The organism is Candidatus Hydrogenedentota bacterium (genome assembly GCA_019637335.1).
GTDB lineage: Bacteria > Hydrogenedentota > Hydrogenedentia > Hydrogenedentales > JAEUWI01 > JAEUWI01.
In genome coordinates, this window is the sequence record JAHBVV010000027.1 from 37,946 (window position 1) to 62,886 (window position 24,941).

At 65.2% G+C, this 24,941-nt stretch carries 14 protein-coding genes and 2 tRNA genes; 12 read left to right on the forward strand and 4 right to left on the reverse strand.

Translation table 11 applies throughout. The annotated features are described in order from the left end of the window. The first annotated feature begins 140 nt into the window (after positions 1-140). The 5 genes from KF886_21795 to KF886_21815 all read left to right on the forward strand — a co-directional run bounded on the left by KF886_21795 (position 141) and on the right by KF886_21815 (position 4,320). Positions 141-1,250 (forward strand): ribonuclease D, encoded by a 1,110-nt coding sequence (locus KF886_21795; GenBank protein MBX3179994.1) that lies wholly within the window; start codon positions 141-143, stop codon positions 1,248-1,250. A gap of 106 nt (positions 1,251-1,356) precedes the next feature. Continuing rightward, a complete protein-coding gene (locus KF886_21800) occupies positions 1,357-2,634 on the forward strand; it encodes a PAS domain S-box protein (protein MBX3179995.1) in 1,278 nt (425 codons plus the stop codon). A 117-nt stretch (positions 2,635-2,751) separates the two neighbouring features. Beyond that, positions 2,752-3,972: a 6-phosphofructokinase gene (locus tag KF886_21805; protein ID MBX3179996.1), complete on the forward strand. Its 1,221-nt coding sequence runs from the start codon at positions 2,752-2,754 to the stop codon at positions 3,970-3,972. Positions 3,973-4,143: 171 nt separating this feature from the next. After that, positions 4,144-4,219 (forward strand) — tRNA-Phe (locus KF886_21810). Between the two features lie 25 nt (positions 4,220-4,244). After that, positions 4,245-4,320: transfer RNA gene (locus KF886_21815), tRNA-Thr, on the forward strand. Between the two features lie 112 nt (positions 4,321-4,432). Here the strand turns inward: KF886_21815 and KF886_21820 are convergent. From KF886_21820 to KF886_21830, 3 genes are read right to left on the reverse strand one after another with little or no spacing between them, the layout of a single operon-like run. Then, positions 4,433-6,889, reverse strand: coding sequence for a hypothetical protein (locus KF886_21820; GenBank protein ID MBX3179997.1), 2,457 nt, complete (start codon positions 6,887-6,889; stop codon positions 4,433-4,435). A gap of 39 nt (positions 6,890-6,928) precedes the next feature. Continuing rightward, complete coding sequence (locus tag KF886_21825) at positions 6,929-7,879, reverse strand: PQQ-binding-like beta-propeller repeat protein (GenBank protein ID MBX3179998.1); 951 nt, start codon at positions 7,877-7,879, stop codon at positions 6,929-6,931. 47 nt (positions 7,880-7,926) lie between these two features. Next, the gene (locus tag KF886_21830; GenBank protein MBX3179999.1) at positions 7,927-11,259 is read right to left on the reverse strand and encodes an NPCBM/NEW2 domain-containing protein; all 3,333 of its coding nucleotides are present in this window, start codon (positions 11,257-11,259) and stop codon (positions 7,927-7,929) included. Between the two features lie 335 nt (positions 11,260-11,594). On the opposite strand from KF886_21830, the gene KF886_21835 reads away from it, so the two are divergent. From KF886_21835 to KF886_21860, 6 genes are all read left to right on the forward strand, one after another. After that, the gene (locus KF886_21835; protein MBX3180000.1) at positions 11,595-14,042 is read left to right on the forward strand and encodes a hypothetical protein; all 2,448 of its coding nucleotides are present in this window, start codon (positions 11,595-11,597) and stop codon (positions 14,040-14,042) included. Positions 14,043-14,051: 9 nt separating this feature from the next. Then, the gene (locus KF886_21840) at positions 14,052-16,556 is read left to right on the forward strand and encodes a hypothetical protein (GenBank protein MBX3180001.1); all 2,505 of its coding nucleotides are present in this window, start codon (positions 14,052-14,054) and stop codon (positions 16,554-16,556) included. A 41-nt stretch (positions 16,557-16,597) separates the two neighbouring features. Next, the gene (locus KF886_21845; protein MBX3180002.1) at positions 16,598-18,421 is read left to right on the forward strand and encodes a c-type cytochrome; all 1,824 of its coding nucleotides are present in this window, start codon (positions 16,598-16,600) and stop codon (positions 18,419-18,421) included. A gap of 100 nt (positions 18,422-18,521) precedes the next feature. Next, the gene (locus KF886_21850; GenBank protein MBX3180003.1) at positions 18,522-19,625 is read left to right on the forward strand and encodes a hypothetical protein; all 1,104 of its coding nucleotides are present in this window, start codon (positions 18,522-18,524) and stop codon (positions 19,623-19,625) included. Positions 19,626-19,722: 97 nt separating this feature from the next. Continuing rightward, entirely contained in the window at positions 19,723-20,799 is a 1,077-nt protein-coding gene (locus KF886_21855) for a glycosyltransferase (protein ID MBX3180004.1), read from the forward strand. 36 nt (positions 20,800-20,835) lie between these two features. Next, a complete protein-coding gene (locus KF886_21860; GenBank protein ID MBX3180005.1) occupies positions 20,836-22,047 on the forward strand; it encodes a hypothetical protein in 1,212 nt (403 codons plus the stop codon). 46 nt (positions 22,048-22,093) lie between these two features. Here the strand turns inward: KF886_21860 and KF886_21865 are convergent, their stop codons facing one another. Beyond that, positions 22,094-22,930, reverse strand: coding sequence for a glycosyltransferase family 2 protein (locus KF886_21865; GenBank protein MBX3180006.1), 837 nt, complete (start codon positions 22,928-22,930; stop codon positions 22,094-22,096). Positions 22,931-23,183: 253 nt separating this feature from the next. On the opposite strand from KF886_21865, the gene KF886_21870 reads away from it, so the two are divergent. Further along, positions 23,184-24,776, forward strand: coding sequence for a fucose isomerase (locus KF886_21870; GenBank protein MBX3180007.1), 1,593 nt, complete (start codon positions 23,184-23,186; stop codon positions 24,774-24,776). Positions 24,777-24,941 lie beyond the last annotated feature (165 nt).

Consider the following 24,941-nt stretch of genomic DNA (forward strand, 5'->3'; position numbering starts at 1 on the left):
GGAAGGCCGGAGTATGCAAATGCGGGCGCGCGCCCGTATAATATCCGCGTAGACACCCGTACCACTGAGAAGAACCGGTAACGCCCGTGACTGAGCCACCCTTCGAATATATCGACACGCAGGAAGGATGGGATCGCTGTGTGACACGCTTTGAAGCAGAACCCGCGGTCGCGATCGACTTGGAGGCCAACAGCCTCTTCGCCTATCGGGAGCAAGTGTGCCTGCTCCAATTCTCCATAGCGGACCGGGACTATATTGTGGACCCGCTGGCGGGCCTGAACCTCGATCGCCTCGGCGACCTCCTCGCCAATCCCGCCGTCGAAAAGGTGTTTCACGCCTCCGAGTACGACATGATGCTGCTGAAGCGGGATCATGACTGGACAATCGTGAATCTCTTCGACACCATGTGGGCCGCCCGGATTCTGGGCTACAAGAACATGGGGCTCGCCTGGTTCCTGCAGGAATTCTACGGCGTAGAGCTGAGCAAGAAACACCAGAAGGCCAACTGGGCCCTCCGCCCGCTGACCCCGGACATGCTGGCCTACGCCCAGGCCGACACCCACTACCTGCTCCGCTTGCGCGATGAGCTCCACGGGCGGCTCGAAGAAGCGGGACGCCTCGACGAGGCCAGCGAGATCTTCGCCGAGCAGTGCCGCGTGCGGCTGCCGGACCAGACCTTCGACCCCGATGGATTCTGGGGCCTCCGGGGAGCCCGGCATCTTACCCCCGCCCAACTGGCGACCTTGCAGGCGCTCTACCTCTTTCGGGACGAGGAAGGGCGGCGCCGGGACCTCCCGGTTTTCAAGGTGTTGAACAACGAAGCCCTCTTGAACATGGCCCGGGAGGCCCCGAAAACCCGAAAGGCGCTCGCCGCGATCCACGGCGTGGGCCCGCGCAATGCCGACCGCTACGGCGATCAGCTGCTCCGGATCATCCGCGAGGCGCGCAAGGCCCCGCCGCCCGAACTGCCCGCGCGCAAGAAACGCCAGGATCAGGGCATCATCGATCGATTCGAGCGCCTCTCCCAGTGGCGCAAGGAGCGGGCCGTCGCGCGCGGAGTCGAATCCGACGTCATCCTTTCGCGGGAGACGATGTGGAGCATCGCGCGGTCCAATCCGGACTCGCTGGACGCCCTGGCCCGCGTCGACGGCATGGGCCCCCAGCGCATGAACCAGCACGGGGAACAGATCCTATCGGAACTGAACGAGGAGATGGCGGATCCCGTGCCTCAGCCCATGGAAGGCGCCTGAACGGCGGGCGTCGGCCCGCGGCCGCATATGCTATTTTCTCCGGGGCGCGGGCAATCCATACCCGACAGCCCTGCATGAATTCGAAAGGGACGGCGCCATTCATCCATTGAACCAAAACCTTGACGAAGCCGCAACGCCCGACGCGGCCCTGCCCCGCCTGGCCCGGGTGGTCCAAATCGAGAACAGGCTGCTCCTCATCCGCTATGCGCTGGTGGGCGTCTATATAATTCTGAACCGATTCGATCTGGAGGGAGCCCTCAACCGGAACGCGCTCCTGCTCTTCATCGCCACCCTCGTGGCCCACAACATCCTCGTCCATGCGATTTCGGCCTCGGGGCGCGTCGCCTGGTACCTGGGCAACGGCAACACCCTCGCGCACCTGGCCTCCACCACCGCCGTCGTCGCCCTCACCGGCGGCGAGTCCAGCCCCTTCTGCCTGCTGTATTTTCTCATTCTACTGGCGCAAGTCCTGTACGCCCCCCACTTCCGCCGAACCTACACCGTGCTCCTGCTTTGCGCCGTGGCGTTCAGCGCGGCGGTGATCGTCCGATATTTCACGATCGGGGCCGTGCCCCAACTCCTCCCGCTCTGCATCGTCTACCTCGCCCTCTCCCTCTGCTACCAGCTCATACAGAGCCTCGCCAACCTCCTCTACACGATCGAATTGGGCCTGCAAAACCGCGCCCAGGAACTCGCCTCCTCCAAAGCCACCCTGCGCACCATCCTCGACGCCGCCGACGGCCCCATCATCGTCTACGACGACAACGAATTCATCACCGAGGTGAATATACGCGCCTGCGAATTCCTCCAGTGCCCCCGCGAGTCCCTGCTGGGAACCCGATTCCGCCAGTACCTCTTCGACGACGGAACCCTCCCCCACAAACTCGCCACACTCAAGTCCCGAGGCGAATACCAGGGCGAAGCCATCGCCGTCCTGCCGGAGGGCGACGAGCTCAACGTCACCGTGTCCGTTCGAAGCTACATCCGGGAAGGCCGCCGCTTCTTCGTCGCCCTCCTGCACGACATTACGGAACAAAAGCACCTCCAGGAGGCCACCCGGACCGCCAACCTGGAGCTCGAAAAAATCAACCGCGAACTCCAGCAGGTCGACACCCTGCGCAACGAATTCTACGCCACCGTGTCCCAGCGCCTGCGCTCGCCCCTCTCCGCCATCCTCGGCTATACCGACCTCCTCCTGAACGAAGAGCTCGGCGAACTCAACTCCGGCCAGCGCAAAGCCCTCCAGACCTGTCGCCGGAGCGTCGCCCGCGTCTTCGGGCTCGTGGACGAAGTCTTCGAGGCGCGCTCCGCATCAAGCGACCGCGATCCCGTCCATCCCGCGCCCGTAGCCGCCCGCCCGGGGCGCCACCAGCCGCCGCCCTGATCCCCGAAACGCCGCCCGCCAGTTGATTCCCCCGGGATGCGCGTGAGACAATGAACGCCCCCGGAATTCTTCGTCCGAACTCGCCGAATCACACTACCACAGAAGGAGTATACCGCCATGTCCCAGATCGAAGGGAAGGCCCTGGTCGCACAGGGCGGCGGCCCCACGGCCGTCATCAACCAGAGCGTCGTGGGCGCCGTCCTCGAAGCGCGCAAATTCCCGCACGTGACCCACGTCTACGGCGCGCTCCACGGGGTCAACGGCATCATCAACGAGAACTTCCTCGACCTCACCGAGGCCACGACCCACAACCTCGAAATCGTCGCCAACACCCCCAGCTCCGGACTCCTTTCCACGCGCGATAAACCGGACGTCGCCTACTGCAAAAAGATCTTCGAAATCTGCAAAATACACGGCATCCGATTCTTCATGTACTGCGGCGGCAACGACAGCGCCGACACCTGCCGCATCGTGAACGAGGAAGCCGACAAGGCCGGCTACGAGCTCCGCGTCATCCACATCCCCAAGACCATCGACAACGACCTCCTCGTCACCGACCACTGCCCCGGATTCGGCTCCGCCGCCCGCTACGTCGCCCAGGCCTTCGCCGGCGTAAACCTCGACAACCGCGCCCTCCCCGGCGTATACATCGGCGTCGTCATGGGCCGCCACGCCGGCTTCCTCACCGCCGCCTCCTGCCTCGCCCGCAAATATCCCGACGACGGCCCCCACCTCATCTACGTCCCCGAGCGCCCGCTCAGCAAGAAGCAGTTCGTCGATGACGTCGCCGCCGCCTACAAGAAATACGGCCGCTGTGTCGTCGCCGTCTCCGAAGGCGTCGTCGACGCCAAAGGCCGCCCGATCGCCGAGCAATTCACCGGCGGCGAAAAAGACGCCCACGGCAACGTCCAGCTCTCCGGCACCGGGGCCCTCGGCGATCTGCTCAGCTCCTGGGTCAAGGAAGGCACCAAGATCTCCCGCGTCCGCGCCGATACCCTCGGCTACATCCAGCGGAGCTTCCTCGGCTGCGTCAGCGAATCCGACAAACGCGAAGCCCGCGAAGTCGGCGAAAAGGCCGCCCAGTTCGCCATCTGGCACAACCTCGACGGCTCCGTCGCCATGCGCCGCGTCGGCGACTACGCCATCGAATATTTCCTCACCCCCCTCGAAACCGTCGCCCGCAAGAGCCGCGAAATGCCCGCCAAGTTCATCAACAAGCAAGGCAACTACGTCACCGACGCCTTCCGCGCCTACGTTGCGCCCCTCGTCGGCGACCTGCCCCACGTCGAACGCATCCACGCCCCCCGCGTCGCCAAGATCGCCAACAAAGGCAAGTAACGCGCGGCACGGCCAGAAGGCGCGAGCCAGCTCGCATCAAACACAACGGGGCGCCCCCGCGGGGGCGCCCCGTTCTCTATTTCGCGCCCCCGGCGCCCGCCCCCGCACACACGCCCGGCGAAATTTTTTTTGACACGGGGACCCGAAATTCTATACACTTCCCATCCCGGTGCCGGGATAGCTCAGTTGGTAGAGCAGCGGACTGAAAATCCGCGTGTCGGCAGTTCGACTCTGCCTCCTGGCACCATTTTATCTTTTATACCTCTTTGAGGGCTGGAATAGCTCAGTCGGTAGAGCGCTTCACTCGTAATGAAGAGGTCCGGGGTTCGATTCCCCGTTCCAGCTCCAGTAAGTATTTGCCACCAAGCGACTTATCATCTCAGTTGTTTGGTGGTTTTCTTTTGCATGGACGCCGCGTTCTCGGGGCTTGCAGGTTTGTATGCGCGGCGGCATCCCGCGCTTACTCCAATGTGGGATACACGATCTCCCCCCGGAGTTGTGCTTCTCCGCCTTCCTTCTCGTAGACGCCGTAGAAGATGGAGCACGAATCGAGCCACACGGTCAGGCGGTGGAGTTCCTCGTCTGTGAGTTCGACGCCGTGGTGATCCTGTGAGAGCAGGGCGTACAACTTCGAGGCTCGCGCGCCGAACTTCCCCGGGGTTGTGCGGTGGGGGTTCCCGTACCGCCAGAAGCCATAGTCCGGGGCGAGGCTGTGGTAGGAAGCGAACCAGATCTTCGCGCCGTCCGCAATCACCTCGCTGTCCAGCCTTGGCGCGTCCTTGCCGGGCTGGTGGCAGCTTACGCACTTGGCGTCGAGCACCGGCTGCACGAGCCGGGGATAGCTGAAGGGATTGGTTCCGTCCACGTCGGGCGTGAGGGGTAGCGCTGTCCGTTGCATCGCGATGGGTTTGGTATTCATGGCCATGGGCGCCGAGGTTTTCGGCTCGTGGCACCCCTGGCAGGAGAGGCGCTCTCCGGGCTTGAGGTAGGTGGAGGAGCGCATCGATTGTATCGCCAGACCCTTCTCGTCCAGCGCCTGGAAGAACAGCTCAACGTTGGGCGGGGCGATGAAGTGGGCGCTGCCGTCTTTTTCGACGGGCGTGGTTCCGAGGACGTAGCGCGCGAGGATCACGGAATCCGAGCCTTCTTCGCCGGGCAGCCGCATGCCGATTTCATGCGGCGGTTCACCGGACGGGACCGACATCGGGATGATCTGGTATACGCGCAACGCGGCAATCCGGGCGCCGTCGGGCCAGGGCATATGGCTGTCGTACACGTTGGCGATCGCGACCGTTGCTTCCGCGTCTGGATCGTCGGGCAGCGGCGAGGGGATGATCGGCGGCGCGGTGCGGGCGCGCAGAGGAATCGGATTCTGACAGGAAATGTCGGGGTCGCGGTAGAGCAGTTCCTTGTTCCCGAAGACATCCACGAGATAGATCCCGTAGTTGCCGGCGAGTTCGTCCGTCCCCTGCATGCCCTGCTCCGGCGTCATCTGGTCATCGTACGCGCAGAGGTAGTACTGTTCGCTGAGGGGCCAGGCGGTTCCGTAGACCTGGGCGCCGCCCTGCGACTCTGGAAAGTCCACTTCGGGTGTGACGCGCCTGACCGGGGCCATTCCGTCGTCGTCCTTCACCCTCGGGTCAATTACGATGAGCGAACCAAAGGCCTGGCCGTGGTGCGGCGTGGCAGTCGCCACGAATTTGTGCGATGCGGGGATAGCGCGGATGTCCATTTCCATGTCCGCGCGGGCCTTGCGGGGGCTGAAATTGCCGTGGACCGCGCGGGAATCGCGCCCGTCGGGCTTGGTGATCCAGGGGTGGTGCGCCACGCACCCGTGCCGGTCCACGTAATCCCAGCGCGTGTAGATAATTTGCCCGTCATGGGTAACGCTCGGGTGCCACTCGTTGGTTTCGTGGGGGCTCAGGCAGCGTATGTCCGTGCCGCTGCTGTCCATGTCGTAGAGGGTATAGGTTGGGCAGACGCGCCCGCAGCGCAGATAGCCGCCCCGGCGCTCGGTGATGAACGCGATGCGCCCATCGGGCATCCAGCAGGGGTCGAAGTCGTTCCATGTGCCGTCGGTCAGTTGCGCCAGCCCGGTACCGTCAACATTCGTCTTGAAGATATGGTAACTGCGCCCCGGATGCCAGTGTCCCCGCGATGGGTCGGTGTGGTATCGGTGCTCGGTGTCTCCCTCGCATTCCGTGTACGCAAACAGGATCTGCGCGCCATCGAAGGAGAGATCCGGCGACAGAAAGGAACCGCCCGCGAGCGTTTGTCCCGCGAGACGTCCATGTTCCACCACGGATTCCGCGAGCAGATCCGTGACGGCGGGTTCCGGGCCGAATGGATTGTGCAGCACGAACAGCCCGCCGCCCGGCCGCGCGTTGACGCCGTAATACTGATCGCACATGTGGTTGAAGCTGGCCCGATGCCGCTTCAGGAATAGCAGTCGATCAAAATCGAGCAGTGGATTCGCGAAGGCAATCTCGCGCCGCAGCAGGCAGGCCTCGGTATACAAATCGCGCCGCGCGGCCCCGGATTCCATCGCGGTCGCGTCACTTCGCGCCTTGAGTTCATCGAATCGCGATTTCAATCCCTGGAGCCGGGCGTTTGCGGGGGAATCCAGCGCGAGGAGGTCGTCCAGCAGCGCGCCGGTGCGCCGCAGCACAATATCGAGGGGATCGCGGTCGCCGGGTTGAATAAGGGCGGCCGGATGGAAGGTTTGCGCCGCATGCCCGGCGATGGCGTCGCGCCGGGCCAGGTCCGCGGTCAGGGTTTCGTACTGGCGCGCCATTTCCGAATCAAGTCCGGGGACAATCGGTTCTCCGCCGTGGGCTGCGAGGGCCGGAAGGGCGCCCGCCAGGATCAGGCTGATGAAGGAAAGGGTGGTTGCAGGGCTCGCGATGGCGTGTCTCACGGCCAAAACTCCTTCGTAATCGGCAATGCGGCGCCGAATTCAGTGCAGCACTTCGCCCAGCAGCGGATTGCCCGGCACATCGAGAATCTGCACGCTGGAGATCGTCTTCATGGTCTTGTGGTCCTGAAAAGTCCACACGACTTCCTTGTCCCGTGTAACCTCGATCAGGTGCGGCGCCTGGCCAAACTGGTCGCGCCCCACCCAGTTCGCCAGAACGGTGTTCCCGTTTGGCAGCCGGTGGACCCCCGCGACAAACTTGAGCGATATGCCGGGCAACTCGTCGTGCGCCACTTTCCAGACTTCCCGGCCATCGGGATCCACTTCAAGGACCATCGGGGCCTCGCGCATGTCGCCACAAGTAATCAGCGTGTTCCCGTCGGGAAGCCGGATCGCGCTGTGCGGGCCGCCGGGCGCGGCGAATTCCTTGACCACGGTCCCGTCCTGCGCGTATTCCCGGACGATTTCCTGGCCCGAATGCGCCACCAGGTAATTGCCGTTGACCAGCTTTCGGGCATTGCGCATGAAGATATGGCCGCCGTCCTCGCCCTCGGGAAGCAGCCGAAGTTCGCTGACGATTGCGCCGGCGGGGTCCACCTCCAGGAGGCGCCCGCTGTTGCACTCGGCGATGAACGTGTTGCCGTTGGCCAGGGGCTGGCAGGCGTAGATTTCGCTATCGGAAGCGTAGCGAAACACGATCTCCTTGTCCCGGTTGACCCCGGTCACGCCCGTGCCGGTGTTGAAAAGCAGGTTGCCATTGGGGAGCACCCAGATATCGTTGCAGGCGCCGCCGGTTTCGTATTCCCACTCCACCTCGCCGTCCGCGTTCACCAGAAACACCTTCTGGCCGGTGTAGTCCGCCGCCGCAAAGTGGTGGCCCGGGCCCGTCTGCACGGCTTGCTCCGAGGTCTCCTGCGCGGTGGCTCCCGGCAAGTTTGCGAGCAACACACACAACACAGGCGCCAGGGCTTTAATGAGCATATGCGGTTTCATTCCGTCGGTCTCCCCGCCACTTCCGGCGGCAGTTGGTTTTCACCCCATTATTCGAGCGCGGGACCCTCAATACGCTCTCCCCGCTGTTGGCGGGCTTGATCCTCGGGCCTGAAGGTTCCGTAAAACAGCGCATTGGCGTCCATCCAGGTCACCAGCCGCTCGATTTCGTCCGATGCCAGCTCGACCCCCTCATGGCCCGCGAACAGCATCTTCATGAGTTCACTGGCGCGCGCGCCGAAGCGGTCCGCGCCCGCCGCGGGTTCGCTGTTATCCTCCAGGCTCGCCCCCCACGCGGAGTAGGGCACCCGTTTGGCCAACTCCACATACGATTTGGTGTAGTGGCCTTCGGGCGCGCCGGTCAGATCGATATGCGGCCCCAGCGAACCGGCGAGCGGCTCGGCGCCATGGCATGAGACGCAGTGCTTGTCGAGCACCGGCTGCACCAGCAAGGGGTAGCTCAGCGGCTTGGAGCCATCCGGACCCGGCTGGAGTGCCGAAGGATCGCGGCGCAGGGCCAGGCCCGCGGGGGCGTGGGGCGGCGCGCTCATGCGGTCCTCGTGGCACCCGACGCACGAGGCCTGTTCGCCCGGTTGGAGGTAGGTGATGCTCCGCATGGTATGGATCGCCTGGCCGCGCTCGTCCAGCACCTGGAAACTCAGCGGGAGCCGGGCGGGCGCGCGGAAAAAGGCCGAGCCATCTTCTTCCACCGGCGCCGTGCCGAGCACCTGTCTGCCCGGCGAGGCGTTCGCCAGACCAACGGGCGGATTATTGGCGTGGGGCGTGGTCTTCGGCAGCACCTGCAGAATGCGAAGCCCCTTGACACTACCCGGGGGCAATTCCACGTTGCTCTGGTACACGTCCTGGACGAAATATGTGCCCTCCTCGCCCAGGCGCGGGTCGAGGCGATCGGGCAACACGGGCGGCCGGTGTCGCGCGCGAAGGGGAACGGGCCACTGGCTCGCGATGTTCAGGTCGCGGTAGATCAATTCCTTGTTGCCGAAGGCATCCACGAGATACAGCCCGAACATATTGGCCTTGTTCGCGTCGGGCTCGCCGATGAGCGCGTCAAAGCTGTAGGCCGCGAGGAAGTATTTTTCGGAAAGCGGGAAGGGGCTGCGGTAGCAATGGCCGGGCCAGCGCCGTTCCTCTTCCGGCGTCACGTAGTCCTTCGGGCTCCCTGGCGCATGCCAGTTCTTCGGGAGCACATAGGTTTCGCTTTCGGGGAAGGGCGCGTCCGGGGTCAGGCGCGTGATTGGCGCGAGCCCATCGATCCCCCTGGTGGTATCCAGGAGGATGATCGAGCCCGCCGTCATCGCGTGGTGCGCCGCGGCGGTCGCCATGACCCGGGACGAACCGGACACAGGCCGCGCTTCCCACACCCCCACGGGATTGAGCGTGTTGTTGCCATAGTAGGCCAGGGGCGAACTGCCGTCCGGGTGGGTTACCCACAGCTGCTGGTAATGGACCGCGTTCCGATCCACGTAGTCCCAGCGCGTGTAGATCACGCGGCCGTCCTCCAGCACCGCGGGATCCCACTCCTGCGTCTCGTGGTAGGAGACGGTGCGGGGCGCGCTGCCGTCCGCTTCCGCGACGGCCAGGGTGTATACGTCGCAAGGCCCGGCGCCACATCGGTGGTAGCCGCCGCGCCGCGTGGAAATGAACATGAGCTTTCCGTTGGGCAGCTCCTTCGGCGAGAAATCGTTGTAGGGGCCCTCGGTCAGTTGCCGGAGTCCCAAACCGTCGGGCCGGATTTCGTAAAGGTGGTAGAAGCGATCGAGCCGCGCGGGGTCGTCCTGGGGAATCATGCTGGAGACTTCGCAGTAGGCGAAGAGGATGCGATCCCCGTCATAACTTACCTCTGGCTGCATGAAGCTGCCCTCGGGCAGCTGGCCCTGGGTAAGCGCGCGGGTGCGCATGTTTTGGCCGGGCAATTCCAACACGAACAACCCACCGCCCGCCCGAGCGCAACGCCCGTAGTACTGGGTGAGCTGGTGGCTCATGTCGCCGGTGATATGTTTGGCGAATACGAGCGGCCCGACAGCCGCCAGCGGGTTGGATAACGCGATTCGACGTCGCAGGTGGTGGGCTTCCCGCCAGAGCGTCTCCCAAGCCGGATCGTCGCCATCCAGATTTGCCCCGATAAGCCTGGTCAATGTGTCCCGCACGCCCTGCCATTGCACCGCCAACTCCTCCAGTGCGACACCGCTCTCCTGCAAGTCGCTCAGGAGCAGGCCGCCTCGGGCGATCGTGCGCTCTATAGCGGCGGCATAGGTTACCGCCTCGCGCTCCGTCTCGATGCCGTCCTGCATGCGCCAGTCCCACTCGATGAGGGCCGATTCCATGCCCGGGCGCAAGGCGGGCAGCTGGGGCGGCGGATAGACTTCTTCCGCAGGTGGATCGGGCAATGCCTGAAGGGCTTTCGCGCCCCGATCCGTTACCCACCGAAGATTCCGCCATCGCACGAGCGATTCGCCGCTTCCGCCGCCGCGTGTGGAAAGGCGGATTGCGGTTTCGTCGCCCGTTGGCTCCGCCGCCACCACAATGTGGTTCGGACCCGGAACCAACGCGACGGACTTCGCCTCGCCGCCGTCCACCGAGACGATGACTTCGGCGCCCTCGCCGTGGAGATGCTCCACAGTGGCTTCGATAGAGAATGGAGTTTTTACATTCGCGGCGGGAATGACCAACTCCGCCACTTCGCCCGGATTCACGCACACGGCGAAGCCGGATTCCCCCAGCGCCGCCACTTGGGGCCCCGACGCATTCGCGATTAGATAAAAGCTCGCAACCGCGTAGCTGGGCGCGGGCGCCGGTTCGCCGGACAGCAGCACGGACGGCAGGCCGAATTGCGGCGCATCCGGGTCGCGCAGCAGCCGCGCGTTGGCCCAGTTCGCCATATCGCACGCTATGCCATCGCCCGCGTCGCCGGACACGAGCCGCAATTCCCGCGCGCCCGCCAGGGATACGTTCACCGATTGCGCGGGATCGCTGTCCGTCATGATCCCGCTGTCGAATCGGAGCGCTCCGTCCACAAATACCTGAAAGATTACGCTGCCCTTACCGCCGCCCTGCCAGTGCACCCCGACCTCCGCGGCAAACGCGGTGTAGGCGTCCGGGGGCAATGTGAAGACCAACTCCCCGGGCGCGTGGTGGCCGATCCCGTGTGCGAAGGTCGTCTCGCCCAGCTGCAATGGCGATCCCGGGCGCCCGCCAGCCGGCGCGGCGGCGGTGTCGATGCCGAGCGCGCCCCAGCCCTGGCTGGATCGGACGAGGAGTGAATCGAGGGCCGCGCCCAGGGGATCGTGGGGCAGGGCAATCACGGGCGTTGCGCAGAGCAGCGCAAAGACGGGCAATATCCGAAGGCGGCGTGCAGGGTTCATGTACAGACACCCTTCCCGGTCAAAGACGTTGGACAGGAGGCGGGGCGGGACCATCTGCGGGCGCTTGGAATGTGGTACGGGCGCAACGGATGGATGCGGCCTGCACGCGCCAGGAGTCTCTCCACTCGAGGACCAGATGATTCTGTCCCTCTGTCTTCTACGCGAATGATACGCCTTCGATAGCGGCGCGCGCAATCGAAAGATTCGCATCAACCCGTATTGACAAAATTGGAAGCCGCATGCGACTATGCTTGCAGGGGACGGGGGAACAACGCGTCCCGTGTGTGCCGCGCACGGCATTTCATAGTGCCCCGCGCGCCAGAATCGGCATTGCCATGCATGTCCGGCTTATCCAGACGCTTCTTCTGCTGTCCGGGGGGCTCCTCCCGGCCGCGGGTCAATCCTTTACCCTCGACGCGGAGCACCAGCTGGAATTCGACGCGATTGCCGCGCAGATGCGGGAGTACCGGGAGCATACGGCGGCGCAGGCGCGCCTGCAAGCGGAGAGTCTGCATCAGGCGGCGCTCATCGCCCTGGACGACGGGCATCCCGTGGATGTTGTGCTGCGCCGGACCCGTGCGCTGCTTGACGATTTGAAGGCCGCCCCCTCGGCGCCGGATCTGGAGGCGGAACAGCAAGCGCTCGCGGCCCTGCGGGATAAGCGCATCGCTTCGCGCGTGCTCCCCGACGCGGACGAGACCGCCATGCGCCTGTTCGCCGAAGCCTGCGCACTCCGGCGGCGGATCGCCTTCAAGAATCCGCTGCTCGATTTCGACCGCATCATTTTTCTGACCCACCAGCGGGCGCGTTATGAACACATGGTGGACCAATACTACGGTTTTCACGCGGAACCTGTCGGCGGCATCTACGTTCTGGAAAAGCCGTTCTCGGGCGCGCCCACGGTCCGGCAGCTCCTCCGGGATGTTCCCATCGCGAATGGGCGGCTGGCCGGCAGGACGCTCGACAACGGCTCGTTCATATCCCTGGATCTGGATTTCGAGGGCGAGCAGATCCTCTTCGCCTGGTCGGAAGCGCAGGTGCCCGTACCTCCCGAAGATCTAACCCCGCACGAGGATCTCTTCACGCCGGAGAGCACCTACCACATATTCAAGGCGGATATCGCGGAGACGGCCCTGACCCAACTGACAGACGGCGCCTACAACGACTTCGATCCCTGCTGGTTGCCGAATGGGAGGATCGCGTTTATCTCGGAACGGCGTGGCGGTTATTTGCGCTGTGGGCTCCGCCCCAATCCCACGTTCACCCTGCACGGCATGCGCGCCGACGGCTCCGACATTATCACGCTGAGCTATCACGAAACCCACGAGTGGCATCCAAGCGTCAACAACGACGGCATGATCGTGTATACCCGGTGGGACTACGTGGACCGCGATTCGGACATCGCCCACCACCTCTGGTTGACGTATCCGGACGGCCGGGATCCGCGGACCTCGCACGCGAACTATCCGGAATTTCGCGAGTCCCGCCCCTGGATGGAGCTGTCCATTCGCGCGATCCCCGATTCGCGCAAGTACGTGGCGGTCGCCGCGCCGCACCACGGGCAAAGCTATGGATCGCTGGTGCTGATCGATCTCGCCGAGCCCGACGACCGCGCCATGTCGCAGATCAAGCGAATTACCCCGGACACGGCCTTTCCCGAATCGGAGGAATATCCCGGCGTTCAATGCCCGCCCCACGCCGGGCGCAACCGCCAGCGGGCGGAGCGCTATGGGGCGCCGTGGCCCCTGAGCGAGAACTACTATCTCGCCGTGTATGACCCGGGCCAGAAGCACTATGGGCTCTACCTCGTGGACGCCTTCGGCAATCGGGAGCTGCTCTACCGCGATCCGGAGGTGGCCTGCCTCGACCCCATCCCCCTTCGCCCGCGAACGAAACCCCCGATAATTCCCAGCCTTACCCGGCAGGCCGAGGAGGACCGCGTGGGCCCGATGCCCTCCACCGGTCATCTGGCGATTATGAACATATATGACAGCGCGCACGCCTGGCCCGACGATACGAAAATCACCGGGATGCGGATCATCCAGATGTTCCCGAAGACAACCCCCGCCGCGTCCGATCCCCAGGTTGGCATTGGCGATCAGTCCCTCGTGCGCGGCGTGCTCGGGACGGTCCCGGTAGAGGCCGATGGCAGCGTCTTCTGCGAGGCCCCCGCGGGGATTCCCTTCTATTTTCAGGCCCTGGACGAAAAGGGCCGCGCGGTCCAGACCATGCGATCCGTCACCTACCTCCACCCCGGAGAAATGCTGTCCTGCGCGGGCTGTCACGAGGACAAACAGAGAACAGTTCCGTTCACGGGAAACGGCGCGCCACTCGCGATGCGGCGGCCGCCGTCGAAACCAACGCCCGAAGTGGACGGCGCGTATCCGGTCTCCTTCCCCAGGCTCGTGCAGCCGGTGCTGAACAAGCATTGTGTCGATTGCCACGCGAAGGACGATGCCGCGCCCAGCCTGGCGGCGGACGCATTCGGCAAGTGGGGCTGGACGGACGCCTACCACACCCTCGCGCCCTTCGCCTGGGCGAAGCACGGGGGCAATGGCGCCCTGAAGAAGAATGTTACTTCGTATTCCATCCCCGGCCAGGTCGGCGCGATGGGCTCCACACTGCTGCCCTACCTCGAAGAATCGCATTATGGCGTCAAACTCACCGACGCCGAACGCTACCGGATAACGCTCTGGCTCGACTGCAACAGCGTGTTCTACGGCGCCTACCACGACGCGGAAATGCAGGCCCGGGGCGATCTCATCCGTCCCTGGCTCGAATAGGAGAGGTCTATGCGCCAATTCATGCCCGCGGTCGCCTTGCTACTCGTGTCCGCGGCGGCCACCTTCGCCGAAACCCCGCCCGGCGCGCTGGAGACGACCAACCCCACCCTGCTCGAAAACGCCCTCGCCGGCCCCCTCGCCGGGACGGATGAGATCGTATTCGCGCTTCGCAAGCCCGGAAAGGACGGCCACTGGTACGCAAACTTCAGCTACTACGCGGAGGGGCCGGATCGGGTGACATACGAGCCCGGCGGCAGGCTGCTCAAGCTCAATGTTCGGACGGGCGAGGTCACCGCGCTCCTCGATGATCCGCTGGGTGGCGTACGCGATCCGCAGGTGCACTACAGCGGAGAGAAGATCCTCTTCTCGTACCGGAAGGGCGATAGCGCGCACTTCCACCTCTACGAGATCAACGCCGACGGCTCCGGGCTCCGGCAGCTGACGGACGGGGCCTACGACGACATTGAACCGACCTACCTGCCCGGCGGCGGGATTATGTTCGTCTCGAGCCGGTGCAACCGCTGGGTAAACTGCTGGCTCACGCAGGTGGCCGTGTTATACCGCTGCGACGCCGATGGCGGGAACATCCGCCCTGTCTCCAGCAACAATGAACACGACAACACGCCCTGGCCCCTTCCCGATGGCCGCATCCTTTACCAGCGCTGGGAATACGTCGACCGGAGCCAGGTCCATTACCACCACCTCTGGACCATGAACCCCGATGGCACGGGACAGATGGTCTACTATGGAAACATGGAACCGGGCATCCTCATGATTGGCGCGAAGCCCATCCCCGGCGCCGGAAACGTGCTCTCGATCTTCTCCCCCGGACACGGGCGGCGCGAACATGCCGGCAGGCCCACGATTATCGACCCCAAGGCCGGGCCCGACGCCCTCGGCTCGGCCCGCACGCTGCACCAGGACCAGGATTTTCGCGATCCCTACCCGCTCTCCGCGGAGTCTTTCCTGATCGCCCGGAAGGGCCGTATTTACCTGATGGATGACCGCGGGGATATCCAGGTTATTTTCGAACTCGCTGCAAACGACCTCGCGGCGGATTTCGAGTGTCACGAACCGCGGCCCATCCAGCCGCGCACGCCGGAACCCGTTCTCCCGGATCGAACCCGCCCCGAAAGCGCCACGGGCCGCCTTATACTCGCCAATATCTACGACGGCCGCAACATGGCCGCTGTCACGCCCGGGGAAATCAAGAGACTGCTCGTTCTCGAATCGCTCCCCAAGCCCATCAACTACACGGGGGGGATGGAGCCGCTGAGTTACGGCGGCACCTTCACCCTGGAGCGGGTTCTCGGCACGGCCCCCGTCGAGCCCGACGGCTCGGCCTACGTGGAGGTCCCCGCCCTGCGCAGCCTGATTCTCGTGGCGCTTGACGAAAATGACCTGGCGGTCAAGCGCATGCAGAGCTTTCTTACGGTGCAGCCGGGCGAGGTGATGAGTTGCGTGGGCTGCCACGAGCAGCGCACCCGCACCACGATGCCGGTATCCACCCTGCAGGCCATGAAGCGCGAACCCAGCCGCATCGAACCCATCACCGGTGTGCCCGATGTGTTCGATTTTCCACGGGACATTCAGCCCATTCTCGACCGGCTCTGCGTGGATTGCCACGGCTACTCGGCGGGCAAGGCCGGCGGCCCGAGGGCGGGGCATGTGATACTTACCGGCGACCGCGGCCCGCTTTATTCACACAGCTACTTCACGCTGAGCGCCCAGCGCCTGTTCTCCGACGGCCGAAACGCCCCGATGAGCAACTATCCCCCGCGCGCCTTCGGCAGCGCGGCCAGCAGGCTCCTGACCCTGCTGGATGGAAGCCATTACGGCGCAAAGGGCACCGAACGTGAACGGAAAATCGTCCGCCTGTGGATTGAGACCGGCGCGCCCTACCCCGGCACCTACGCGGGTCTTGGATCGGGTATGGTCGGCGGCTACGCGGAAAACATCATCGACCGCCGCGACACCGAATGGCCCGGCGTACAGGCGGCGCGGCGCGTACTCGAAGAACGCTGCGCGGGTTGCCATCACGGCCCCCTCGCGCTGCCCGATTCGCCTTCCGACAACATGAATATGCCCCCCTGGGAGATCAATTACACCGACCCGCGCCTGCGATTTTCGCGCCACATCCTCTACAACCTGAGCCGGCCCGATCGTTCGCTGCAAGTGCTGGCTCCGCTCGCGGCGGAAGCGGGCGGGCTTGGGATATGCCGCACCGGGGAGGGCCGCGCCATCTTTTCGGACACGCGCGATCCCGGCTACCAGACGCTGCTGCTCGGCATCGAGGAAACAAAGCGCTATCTGGACAGGATCAAGCGCTTCGACATGCCCGGTTTCCAGCCGCGGCCTGAATACCTGCGCGAATTGCGGCGCTACGGCATCCTGCCGCCGGACTTCCCGGACGATGGCCCCATCAATCCCTATGAAACCGACCGCGCCTACTGGGAATCGCTCTGGTGGAAGCCGTCCGTCCCGGCGGGCGCCCTCGCGCAACGTGAACAATGACCGCGTAATGGTACGCCGTCGCAGACACAGGAGATAGCATCGTGACGCACAGCGCGCCCCACCGGACCTTTCGGGCTCTGCTTGCCTGCCTCGCCGTAATCGCGATCGCGCCGGCGGCGGCCGGCGAAACCTACCGCTCGCCCCTCGCGCTCGCGGCGGCCGGCGGAAAGGTCTACGTCGCCGAGTTCACGGCCAATCAGGTGACCGTGTTCGACCCCGCGCAAAACGCCGTGGAGGGCGTCATCCCGCTGCCGGGCCCGCCCACGGGGCTCGTCCTGGCGCCGGACGGCGGCCACCTGTACGTCACCCTGGGCGGCCCCGCGGGCCAGATCGCGATCGTCCGGCTCGCCGACCGCGCGCTGGCGGCTTCGCTGGCCGCCGGGCACAGCCCCACGGCGCCCACGATTACCCCCGATGGCGAAACACTCTTCGTATGCAACCAGCACAACAACAACGTCGTGGCATTTGACCTCGCCGGAAAAGCCGCCCCCGTGCACATCCCCGTCAGCCGCGAGCCGGTGGCCGCCGCCATGACGCCGGATGGCGCGCGCCTCTTTGTGGCGAACCTGCTTCCCGCCGGACGCGCCGACGACAACTACGTCGCCGCCACCGTCGATGTGATCGATGTCCCCTCCCGGCAAGTCGCGGGCGCGATTCCATTGCCCAACGGCAGCAGCAGCCTGCTCGGTATCTGTGTCTCCCCGGACGGGCAGTATGCGTACGTAACGCATATCCTCTCCCGCTACCAGCTGCCGACCACCCAGCTCGAACGCGGCTGGGTCAACACCAACGCGGTGACTATTATCGACACCGCCCGTATGGCGGCCGTCAACACGGTTCTCCTCGACGATGTTGATCTTGGCGCCGCCAACCCCTGGGGAATCGCCTGCACCCCCGACGGGCAATGGCTCTGCGTGGCCATCTCGGGGACCCACGAACTGAGCATCCTGGACCGCGAGCGCCTGCATGAGAAGCTGGCCGCCGCCGAGGCCGGCGGCGAGCGGGACAATGTGCCGAACGACTTGTCCTTCACCGCGGAACTGCGGCATCGCGTGAAACTCCTCGGCAAAGGACCCCGGGGCGTCGCCGCACTGGATTCCCGCGTCTTCGCGGCGGAGTATTTCAGCGGCGCCCTCGCTTCGGTCGACCTCACCGGCGATCGCACCCCGCGCGCCGAATCCTTCATGCTTGGCCCCGAACCACCTTTGACCCCCGAACGCGCAGGCGACCTCTTTTTCCATGACGCCACCGTCTGCTTCCAGCAATGGCAGAGTTGCGCAAGCTGCCATCCCGGGGACGCGCGGGTGGATGGGCTCAACTGGGACCTGCTCAACGACGGCATGGGCAACCCGAAGAACTCCCGGAGCCTGCTCCACGCCTTTGATACGCCGCCGACAACGGTCACCGGCGTGCGGGAAGACGCCACCATGTCCGTGCGCTCGGGCATCCGCTTCATCCTGTTCAACCAGGCGCCGGAAGAACAGGCCGCGACCGTGGACGCCTACCTGAAGGCCCTCAGGCCGGTTCCCAGCCCGCACCTCGTCAATGGCGAATTGTCACCGGCGGCGGAGCGCGGCAGGGAGATCTTCGACGCCGCCAACTGCGCCAACTGCCACGTCCCGCCGCTCTTCACCGACCTGAAAACCCACCACGTTGGCACCGGGCTCGGCCGCGAGGCCGACACCGCGTTCGACACGCCCACGCTCATCGAAATCTGGCGCACGGCGCCCTACCTCCACGACGGACGGGCCGCGAACCTGATGGAAATGCTCACCACGTTCAACAGGGGCGACACCCACGGAAAGACCAGCAACCTGACCGCGGAGCAACTGCAAGACCTCGTCGAATACCTGCTCTCGCTCTGAGAACGCGGGCGAGAAGCCACAACGCCCCACAATCACCAGGAGATCCCATGCCGGCAGCCGAATGTAATACCACCGAGTGCACGGGAGAACTCCACCCCGCATGAATACGGCCAGCCAGGACCCACAGATTATCTCCCCGCACGGAGCCGGCCGCGGCGCCCACTACATAACCGCCCAGCGAGCGCCCGGCGAAAGTCTCGAAACCGTCCTGGAGCGGGCCATGGCCGCACTGCGCGAAACGGGCGCCACGCTGGTCTCGATGGACATCCTCGGCATTCCGATGCATCCGGGCCTGCCCGCCGTCGAACGCATCACCGGCCCCGTCGCCTGGCCGCTCACATGGATCGCCGCACCCCGCACCGGCGGCGCCGGCGGCATTCAGCTCTGGGCGGAGAGCGAGGCCGGCGTCACCCCAATCCGGCTTCGCGGGCAGATCGCGGGGTCCCTGGTGGATACTCCCCACGCCACCATCGCCCGCCTGGGCGGGCTCACCGGCCGCATACCCACCCGCACCGAGGCCGAGCAGACCCTCGCCGCCCTCCACGAGTTCGAGGACGCGCTCCACGCCGCCGGCATGGATTTCGAACACACCGTCCGAACCTGGTACTACAACTGCGACATTGTCTCCTGGTACAACGACTTCAACCGCGCGCGAAACGAATTCTTCTCCGAACACCGGGTTTACGAAGGCCTGCTGCCCGCAAGCACCGGCATCGGCGCCTGTAACGTGAGCGGATCCTCCATCGTCGGCGGCCTCATTGCCGTTAAGCCCAAGTCAGACGCCGTCACAATTGCTGCCGTGCCCTCGCCCCTGCAGGGCGCCGCCACCGACTACGGCAGCTCATTCAGCCGCGCCGCCGAGATCAATTTCCCGGACGCCCGGCTGGTATTCATCTCCGGCACCGCGAGCATCGAACCCCACGGGAAAACAATCCACGAGAACGACATCGACGGGCAGATAAGGCGGACGATGGAGGTGGTCGCAGCCATCCTCCGCTCCCGCCATATGGACTGGGCCCACGTGACCCGCGCGATTGCCTACCTCAAACATCCCGAAGATTGCGGGCGCTTTGAGGCCTACCGCCGCGAACACGGACTCGAAAACCTCCCGATCATCACCATGACCGCCGAAGTATGCCGCGACAATCTCCTCTTCGAAATGGAGGCCGACGCCGCACGCGTCACCAACGGGAACGGCGCCTGAAAGGCTGTCCCGCGACCACGGCGCCACGTCGGCGCCGCATCCCCCGGAGCGCGCCAGGCGTCGCAACAATCCCGCCCCGCCTGCTACACTGCGCGCCATGAGAGTCGTCTTTTTTGGCAATGCCTCGGAGCGGATCGCGGCCATCCGCTACCGGATCGGCACATTCGCCCGGATGCTGGAAGCCGAGGGGCATTCCTGCGCGATTTGCCTGCCTATGTCCGCGGCGGAGGAGGAGCGATACTTCAGCGGAATCTCGGCGCGGGGCAAGCTCTGGCTCCTCCTGAAAGCAGCCCTGCGGCGCCTGGCGCAACTGCGGCATGTGCCCGGAGCCGATGTGGTGTTCTTTCGGGGACCCCTCCTTCCCTATGGCCCGCCCGTGCTGGAGCGCATCTGCCGGTGGCTGAATCCGAGGCTGGTCTTCGATATTGACGACGCGATCTGGGAGCCGCCCGCCCATGTAAACAGCGCCTTCCTGCGCTTCGTGGACTTCGGCTGGACGCGCAAGATGGCCGGCCTCTGCCGCCACGGTATCGCGGGCAACGAGTCGCTGAAGGCGTACGTGGCGCCGATGAACCCGCACGTCACCGTGATCCCAACCTGCATCGACATGGACCTGCACACGCAAAAGGACTACGCCCGGTCGCCGGACGCGCCCGTAATCCTGGGCTGGACCGGGCTGAAGGACAACCTCGGCTATCTGCGCCACATCGCGCCCGCGTTACAGGATCTGGCGCGGGAATATCCCATCCGTTTGCACGTGGCCACGGGCGCGCCCTATGCCCTGGACGGCGTCGCGGTCGTAAACGAACACTGGATCCTCGGGCGCGAGATCGGCTGCCTCCAGGAGGCCGACATCGGCCTGATGCCGCTGGATGACACGCCCCGGGCGCGGGGCAAGTGCGCCTTCAAGGCGCTTCAATACATGGCTGTGGGGACGCCCGTCGTCGTTTCGCCCGTCGGCATGAACGCCGAGGTGGTCGAGGACGGGGTGACCGGCTTTCTCGCGGATACGCCGGAGGAATGGCGCGACCGGCTCGGGCAGCTGATCGCCGATCCGGATCTGCGGGAGCGGATGGGCCGCGCGGCCCGGGAGCGGGTCCGCGCGCGCTACAGCCATGCGGTATATTATCCGGTGCTGAAGGACACTCTGGAAAGGGTTGCGCGTGGCGAGTAACGGATTCAAATGGCGAGCAAACGCCGGAGCCGGACCATGCCGCTGACACCGGCGAACGACCCCGATTTCGCGCTGGCGCAGGAGTGGCTCGGCGAGCTGGAAGCATGGCTGGCGAAGCACGGCGTGGCGGGTCCGGATCCCTTCGATATCAAGGCCCATCCCGCCCTCCGCCGCCTCCAATCCAGGCCCGCCCTCCGCCGGGCAAGCACCGTGCTCTGCGACGCCTTCCCCCATGCGGTCCGCCGCGCGCTGCGCATCGCGCCCAGCGAGAATCCGAAAACCCACGCGCTGCTGGCCATCGGCAAGCTGCGCCTTCACGACCTCTCCGGGGACGCCGCATACCGCGCGGGCGCGGAATATCACCTGCGCTGGTTGCGGGAACACCCGGCGCCGGGCGCGCACGGCCTGGCCTGGGGCTACCCCTTCCCGGTGCGTGGCGCAGGCGTGGACCTGCCCGCGTACACGCCGGTCAGCGTGGCCAGCGCGATCGCGGGCGAAGCCTTCCTGCTGGCGCACGACCTCACCGGAGACCCGGCGCAGCTCGACGCCGCCGCCGCGGTGGCGCAACATTTTCTGGAGGACATCCCGCGCCTCGCCGAAACGACGGAGGCGCTCTGCTTCGCCTACGGCGCCCGCGACCAGCGCGCGGTGCACAACGCGAACCTCCTCGTGGCGCAGCACCTGCTGGAAGTCGCCGCGCGAATGGGTGACGAGACGATGGCGCGGCTCGCGCTTCGGGCGGTGCAGTTCACGCTGAACGCACAGCGTTCCGATGGCGCCTTCCCCTACGGCGCCGTGCTTCCAGGCCAGACCGGCGACCCCGCGCTGATGGCGCTGGTGGACCACCACCACACGGGCTTCGTCCTGCGATCACTCCACGCCATAAACCGGCATGCGGAAAACGCCGTCCTCCGCGACGCCATCCAGCGCGGCTACCGGTTCTACAAGACGCTGTACACGCCTTCGGGCCTCCCGCGCGATGCGCACCGAACGCGCCCCGTGGACATCCACGCCTGCGCGGAAGCCATACTCTGCCCGTCCGCGCTGAAGGACGTGGCGATGGGCGCAAACCGGCAGGCCATTCTCGCATTGCGCGCCGCCTGGAGCGCCATGCGTGATCCCGCAACGGGCGCCCCCTGTTACCGGAAATACCGGGGGTTCACGTCGAAAATCGCCTATCCCCGCTGGGGTGTGGCGTGGACCTACCGCGCGCTCGCGGAATTCCTCTGGGCTTTTCAACCAAAGTAGGACAGGCGTCCCGCCTGTCCCCGACAGCCGGAACGGTTGGAGCGCGCTATATCCGAGGCCCGAGGAAGTTCATCGTGGCCTCCCACCAGCCCCGCGCCAGCCGCGCCGCGTCCTCCCGCCGGCCGCGCAATGTCCACCACGCATACCGCGCAATCATCCAGCCGGCATTGAGCACGCTGAACGCCGCGATCTGAAACCACTCATCCTCGTAAATCTTCAGCATCGCGTAGGTGCTGTGGCGTTCCTGGAGGCGAATCGCGTCGCCGGACTTCTTTTCGGTCCCGTGATGCCGAAAGACGGCCCCCTCCACAAAGCGAAACGGCACACCCGCCCGGCGCGCGCGAATGCAAAGGTCGCTGTCCTCAAAATAGTACGTCAGTTCCTCGTCGAAGCCACCCAGCGACTCAAACACCGCCCGGGGCACGCCCAGGTTGCAGCTTGGACCCGTGTTCGCGCGTTCCGGCCGGCAGTGGAGGCTCTTGCCGAGAAAGGTCGCGCGCCGCGGCACGGATTGCGCGCGGGGAACGTGATAGTCCACCACGTTCCCGAGGAGAATCGTCCGCCCATCGTGCGCCGCGGCCATCGCCTCCAGCCAGCCCGCGTCCACCTCGCCGTCGGCGTCGAGAAACAACAGCAGTTCGCCCGTCGCGTCGCGCGCGCCGATGTTTCGCGCGAGCGCGGGCCCCGATGGCTGTCCCGTTTCAAGCACGCGTACCTCCGGAAAGCGCTCGCGAATGGCGGAGACCGTCCCATCCGTGGACGCATCGTCCACAACAACAATCTCCACCGTATGCCCGCCGCGACGCGCATCCGCGATGGACATCAGCAGCGCGCAGAGCCAGTCCGCGCTGTTTCGCGCGGGTATGATAATGGAAACATCCATGGATTTCAGGGCTCCCGCCGTCCCATTGCGTTCCTGCCCCGTGCAGACCAACCTCTCCCCATTGTCAACGCTCTGGTGTCATCTGTCAACTGGTTTTATGCTATGCTTGCGGGTAACTACCGATGCGCGCGGAGCCCAGGTTCCCGCGCGAAAGGCTGTTGCTGTGTCCGGCGTCCGCGGTGGTGGGCGCCGGTGGAACTCAATGCGCGCCGCGCGGCCTCCCGCCGCGATCCGGCCGCCCGGGAAGGTGACCATGAACAAGAACGATACCATTTATCTCGTCTCAAACGGCGACTTCCGCGATGCGCCCTGCGAAGTCTGCTGGCCCATGCAGGACGCCACCCTGAAGGAGGTGCAGAAGGCCTTCAAGAAGCTCGGCTACAAGACCGAAATCGCCACGAAGTACGACAAGAAGAAGAAGCACGGCTTCATCCGCCGCCAGTCGGAAGGCGCCGAGGTCTTCTCGAAGATCGATTCCAAGGCCCCGGTCGTCATCGTCCTCAGCTGCTGGGCCTACGCCCACCACGTCTGCGGCCCGCTCCAGTCCCACGAGGGCCCCAAGCTCCTGCTCGGCAATTTCGACGGCACCTGGCCGGGCCTCGTGGCGCTGCTCAACCACGCGGGCACCCTGGAGCGCCTCCACGTCAAGCATTCCCGCATCTGGACCGACAGCTTCCTGAAGGACGACTACTTCATGGAGAAACTGGGCGAGTGGTGCGCAAAGGGCGAGATCAAGCACGCCACGAAGCACCTCACCGACGCGGACAAGGCGAAAGTCGGCGCCGCCGCGGACAAACTGGGCAAGGAACTCGCCGCGGACATCAAGAAGAACCGCCGCATCATGGGCCAGCTCGACCCCGGCTGCATGGGCATGCTCAACGCCGTGATGGACCCCGCCCACCTCGGCAAGATTGGCCTCCCCATCGAATACCTTAACCAGTCCGACCTGCTGGCCGAAATGGCCCTGGTGAGCGATGAAGAAGCCCAGAAATACCTCAACTACCTCGTCAAGAAGGGCGCGTGGTTCGACTGGGGCACCGACCCCGCGAAGAACCTCGTCCACAGCCAGGTCATCGAGCAGATGAAGATGTACGCCGCCGCCTGCCGCTTCGTCGCGCGCTACGGCCTCAGCGCGATCGGCATCCCCTACCAGCTCGGCCTCATGCGCTGCTGCGCCGCCTCCGACCTCGTCGAAGGCATGCTCAACAACATGGACCGGCCCGACGTAAAGGATCCCGAGACGAAGCAGGTGGTCAAAAAGGGCAAGGCCATCCCCCACTTCAACGAAGGCGACATGGGCGCGGGCGTTCCCCAGCTGCTCATGCACGACATCTACGAGCGCAAGGGCATGCCCACCGAAACCACGCTCCACGACGTGCGCTGGGGCCGCGAGTGGGAAGGCAAGTTCGTGTGGGTCTTCCTCATCTCCGGCGCCGCGCCGCCCGCGCACTACGGCGGCTGGAAGAAAACCAAAATCTTCCGCCAGGCCGCCATGTACTTCCCCAAGGGCGGCGGCACCTGCTCCGGCGTCTCCAAGCCCGGCGTCATCACCTGGGCGCGCTGCTACGAGCAGTTCGGCGAACTCGGCATGGATGTCGGCCGCGGTGAAGTCCTCGAACTCCCGGAAGAGGAAGTCCAGGACCGCCTCAACAAGACCACGCCCGTCTGGCCCATCGCCAACGTCCACATCCCCGGCTACGACCGCAACGAGATGATGGCCACCCACATGTCCAACCACATCGTCATGGGCTACGGCGACATCCTCGAAGAACTCATCGCCCTCTGCCGCCACCTCGGCATCAAAACCCGCATCTGCGGCGACGCCGGCAAGGAACTGGCGAAGTAAAACAATACACACCACGGCCCGGAGGACGTCGCGTCTTCCGGGCCGCTTTTCTTGGGGCGGGGCGGCGTTGCACGTTTGCAGGGACATCAGAGACTTCAGGGGCCTCAGAAGTGGACAACCTGTCGTCCCTTATGTCCCTTATGTCCCTGTAGTCCCTGTAGTCCC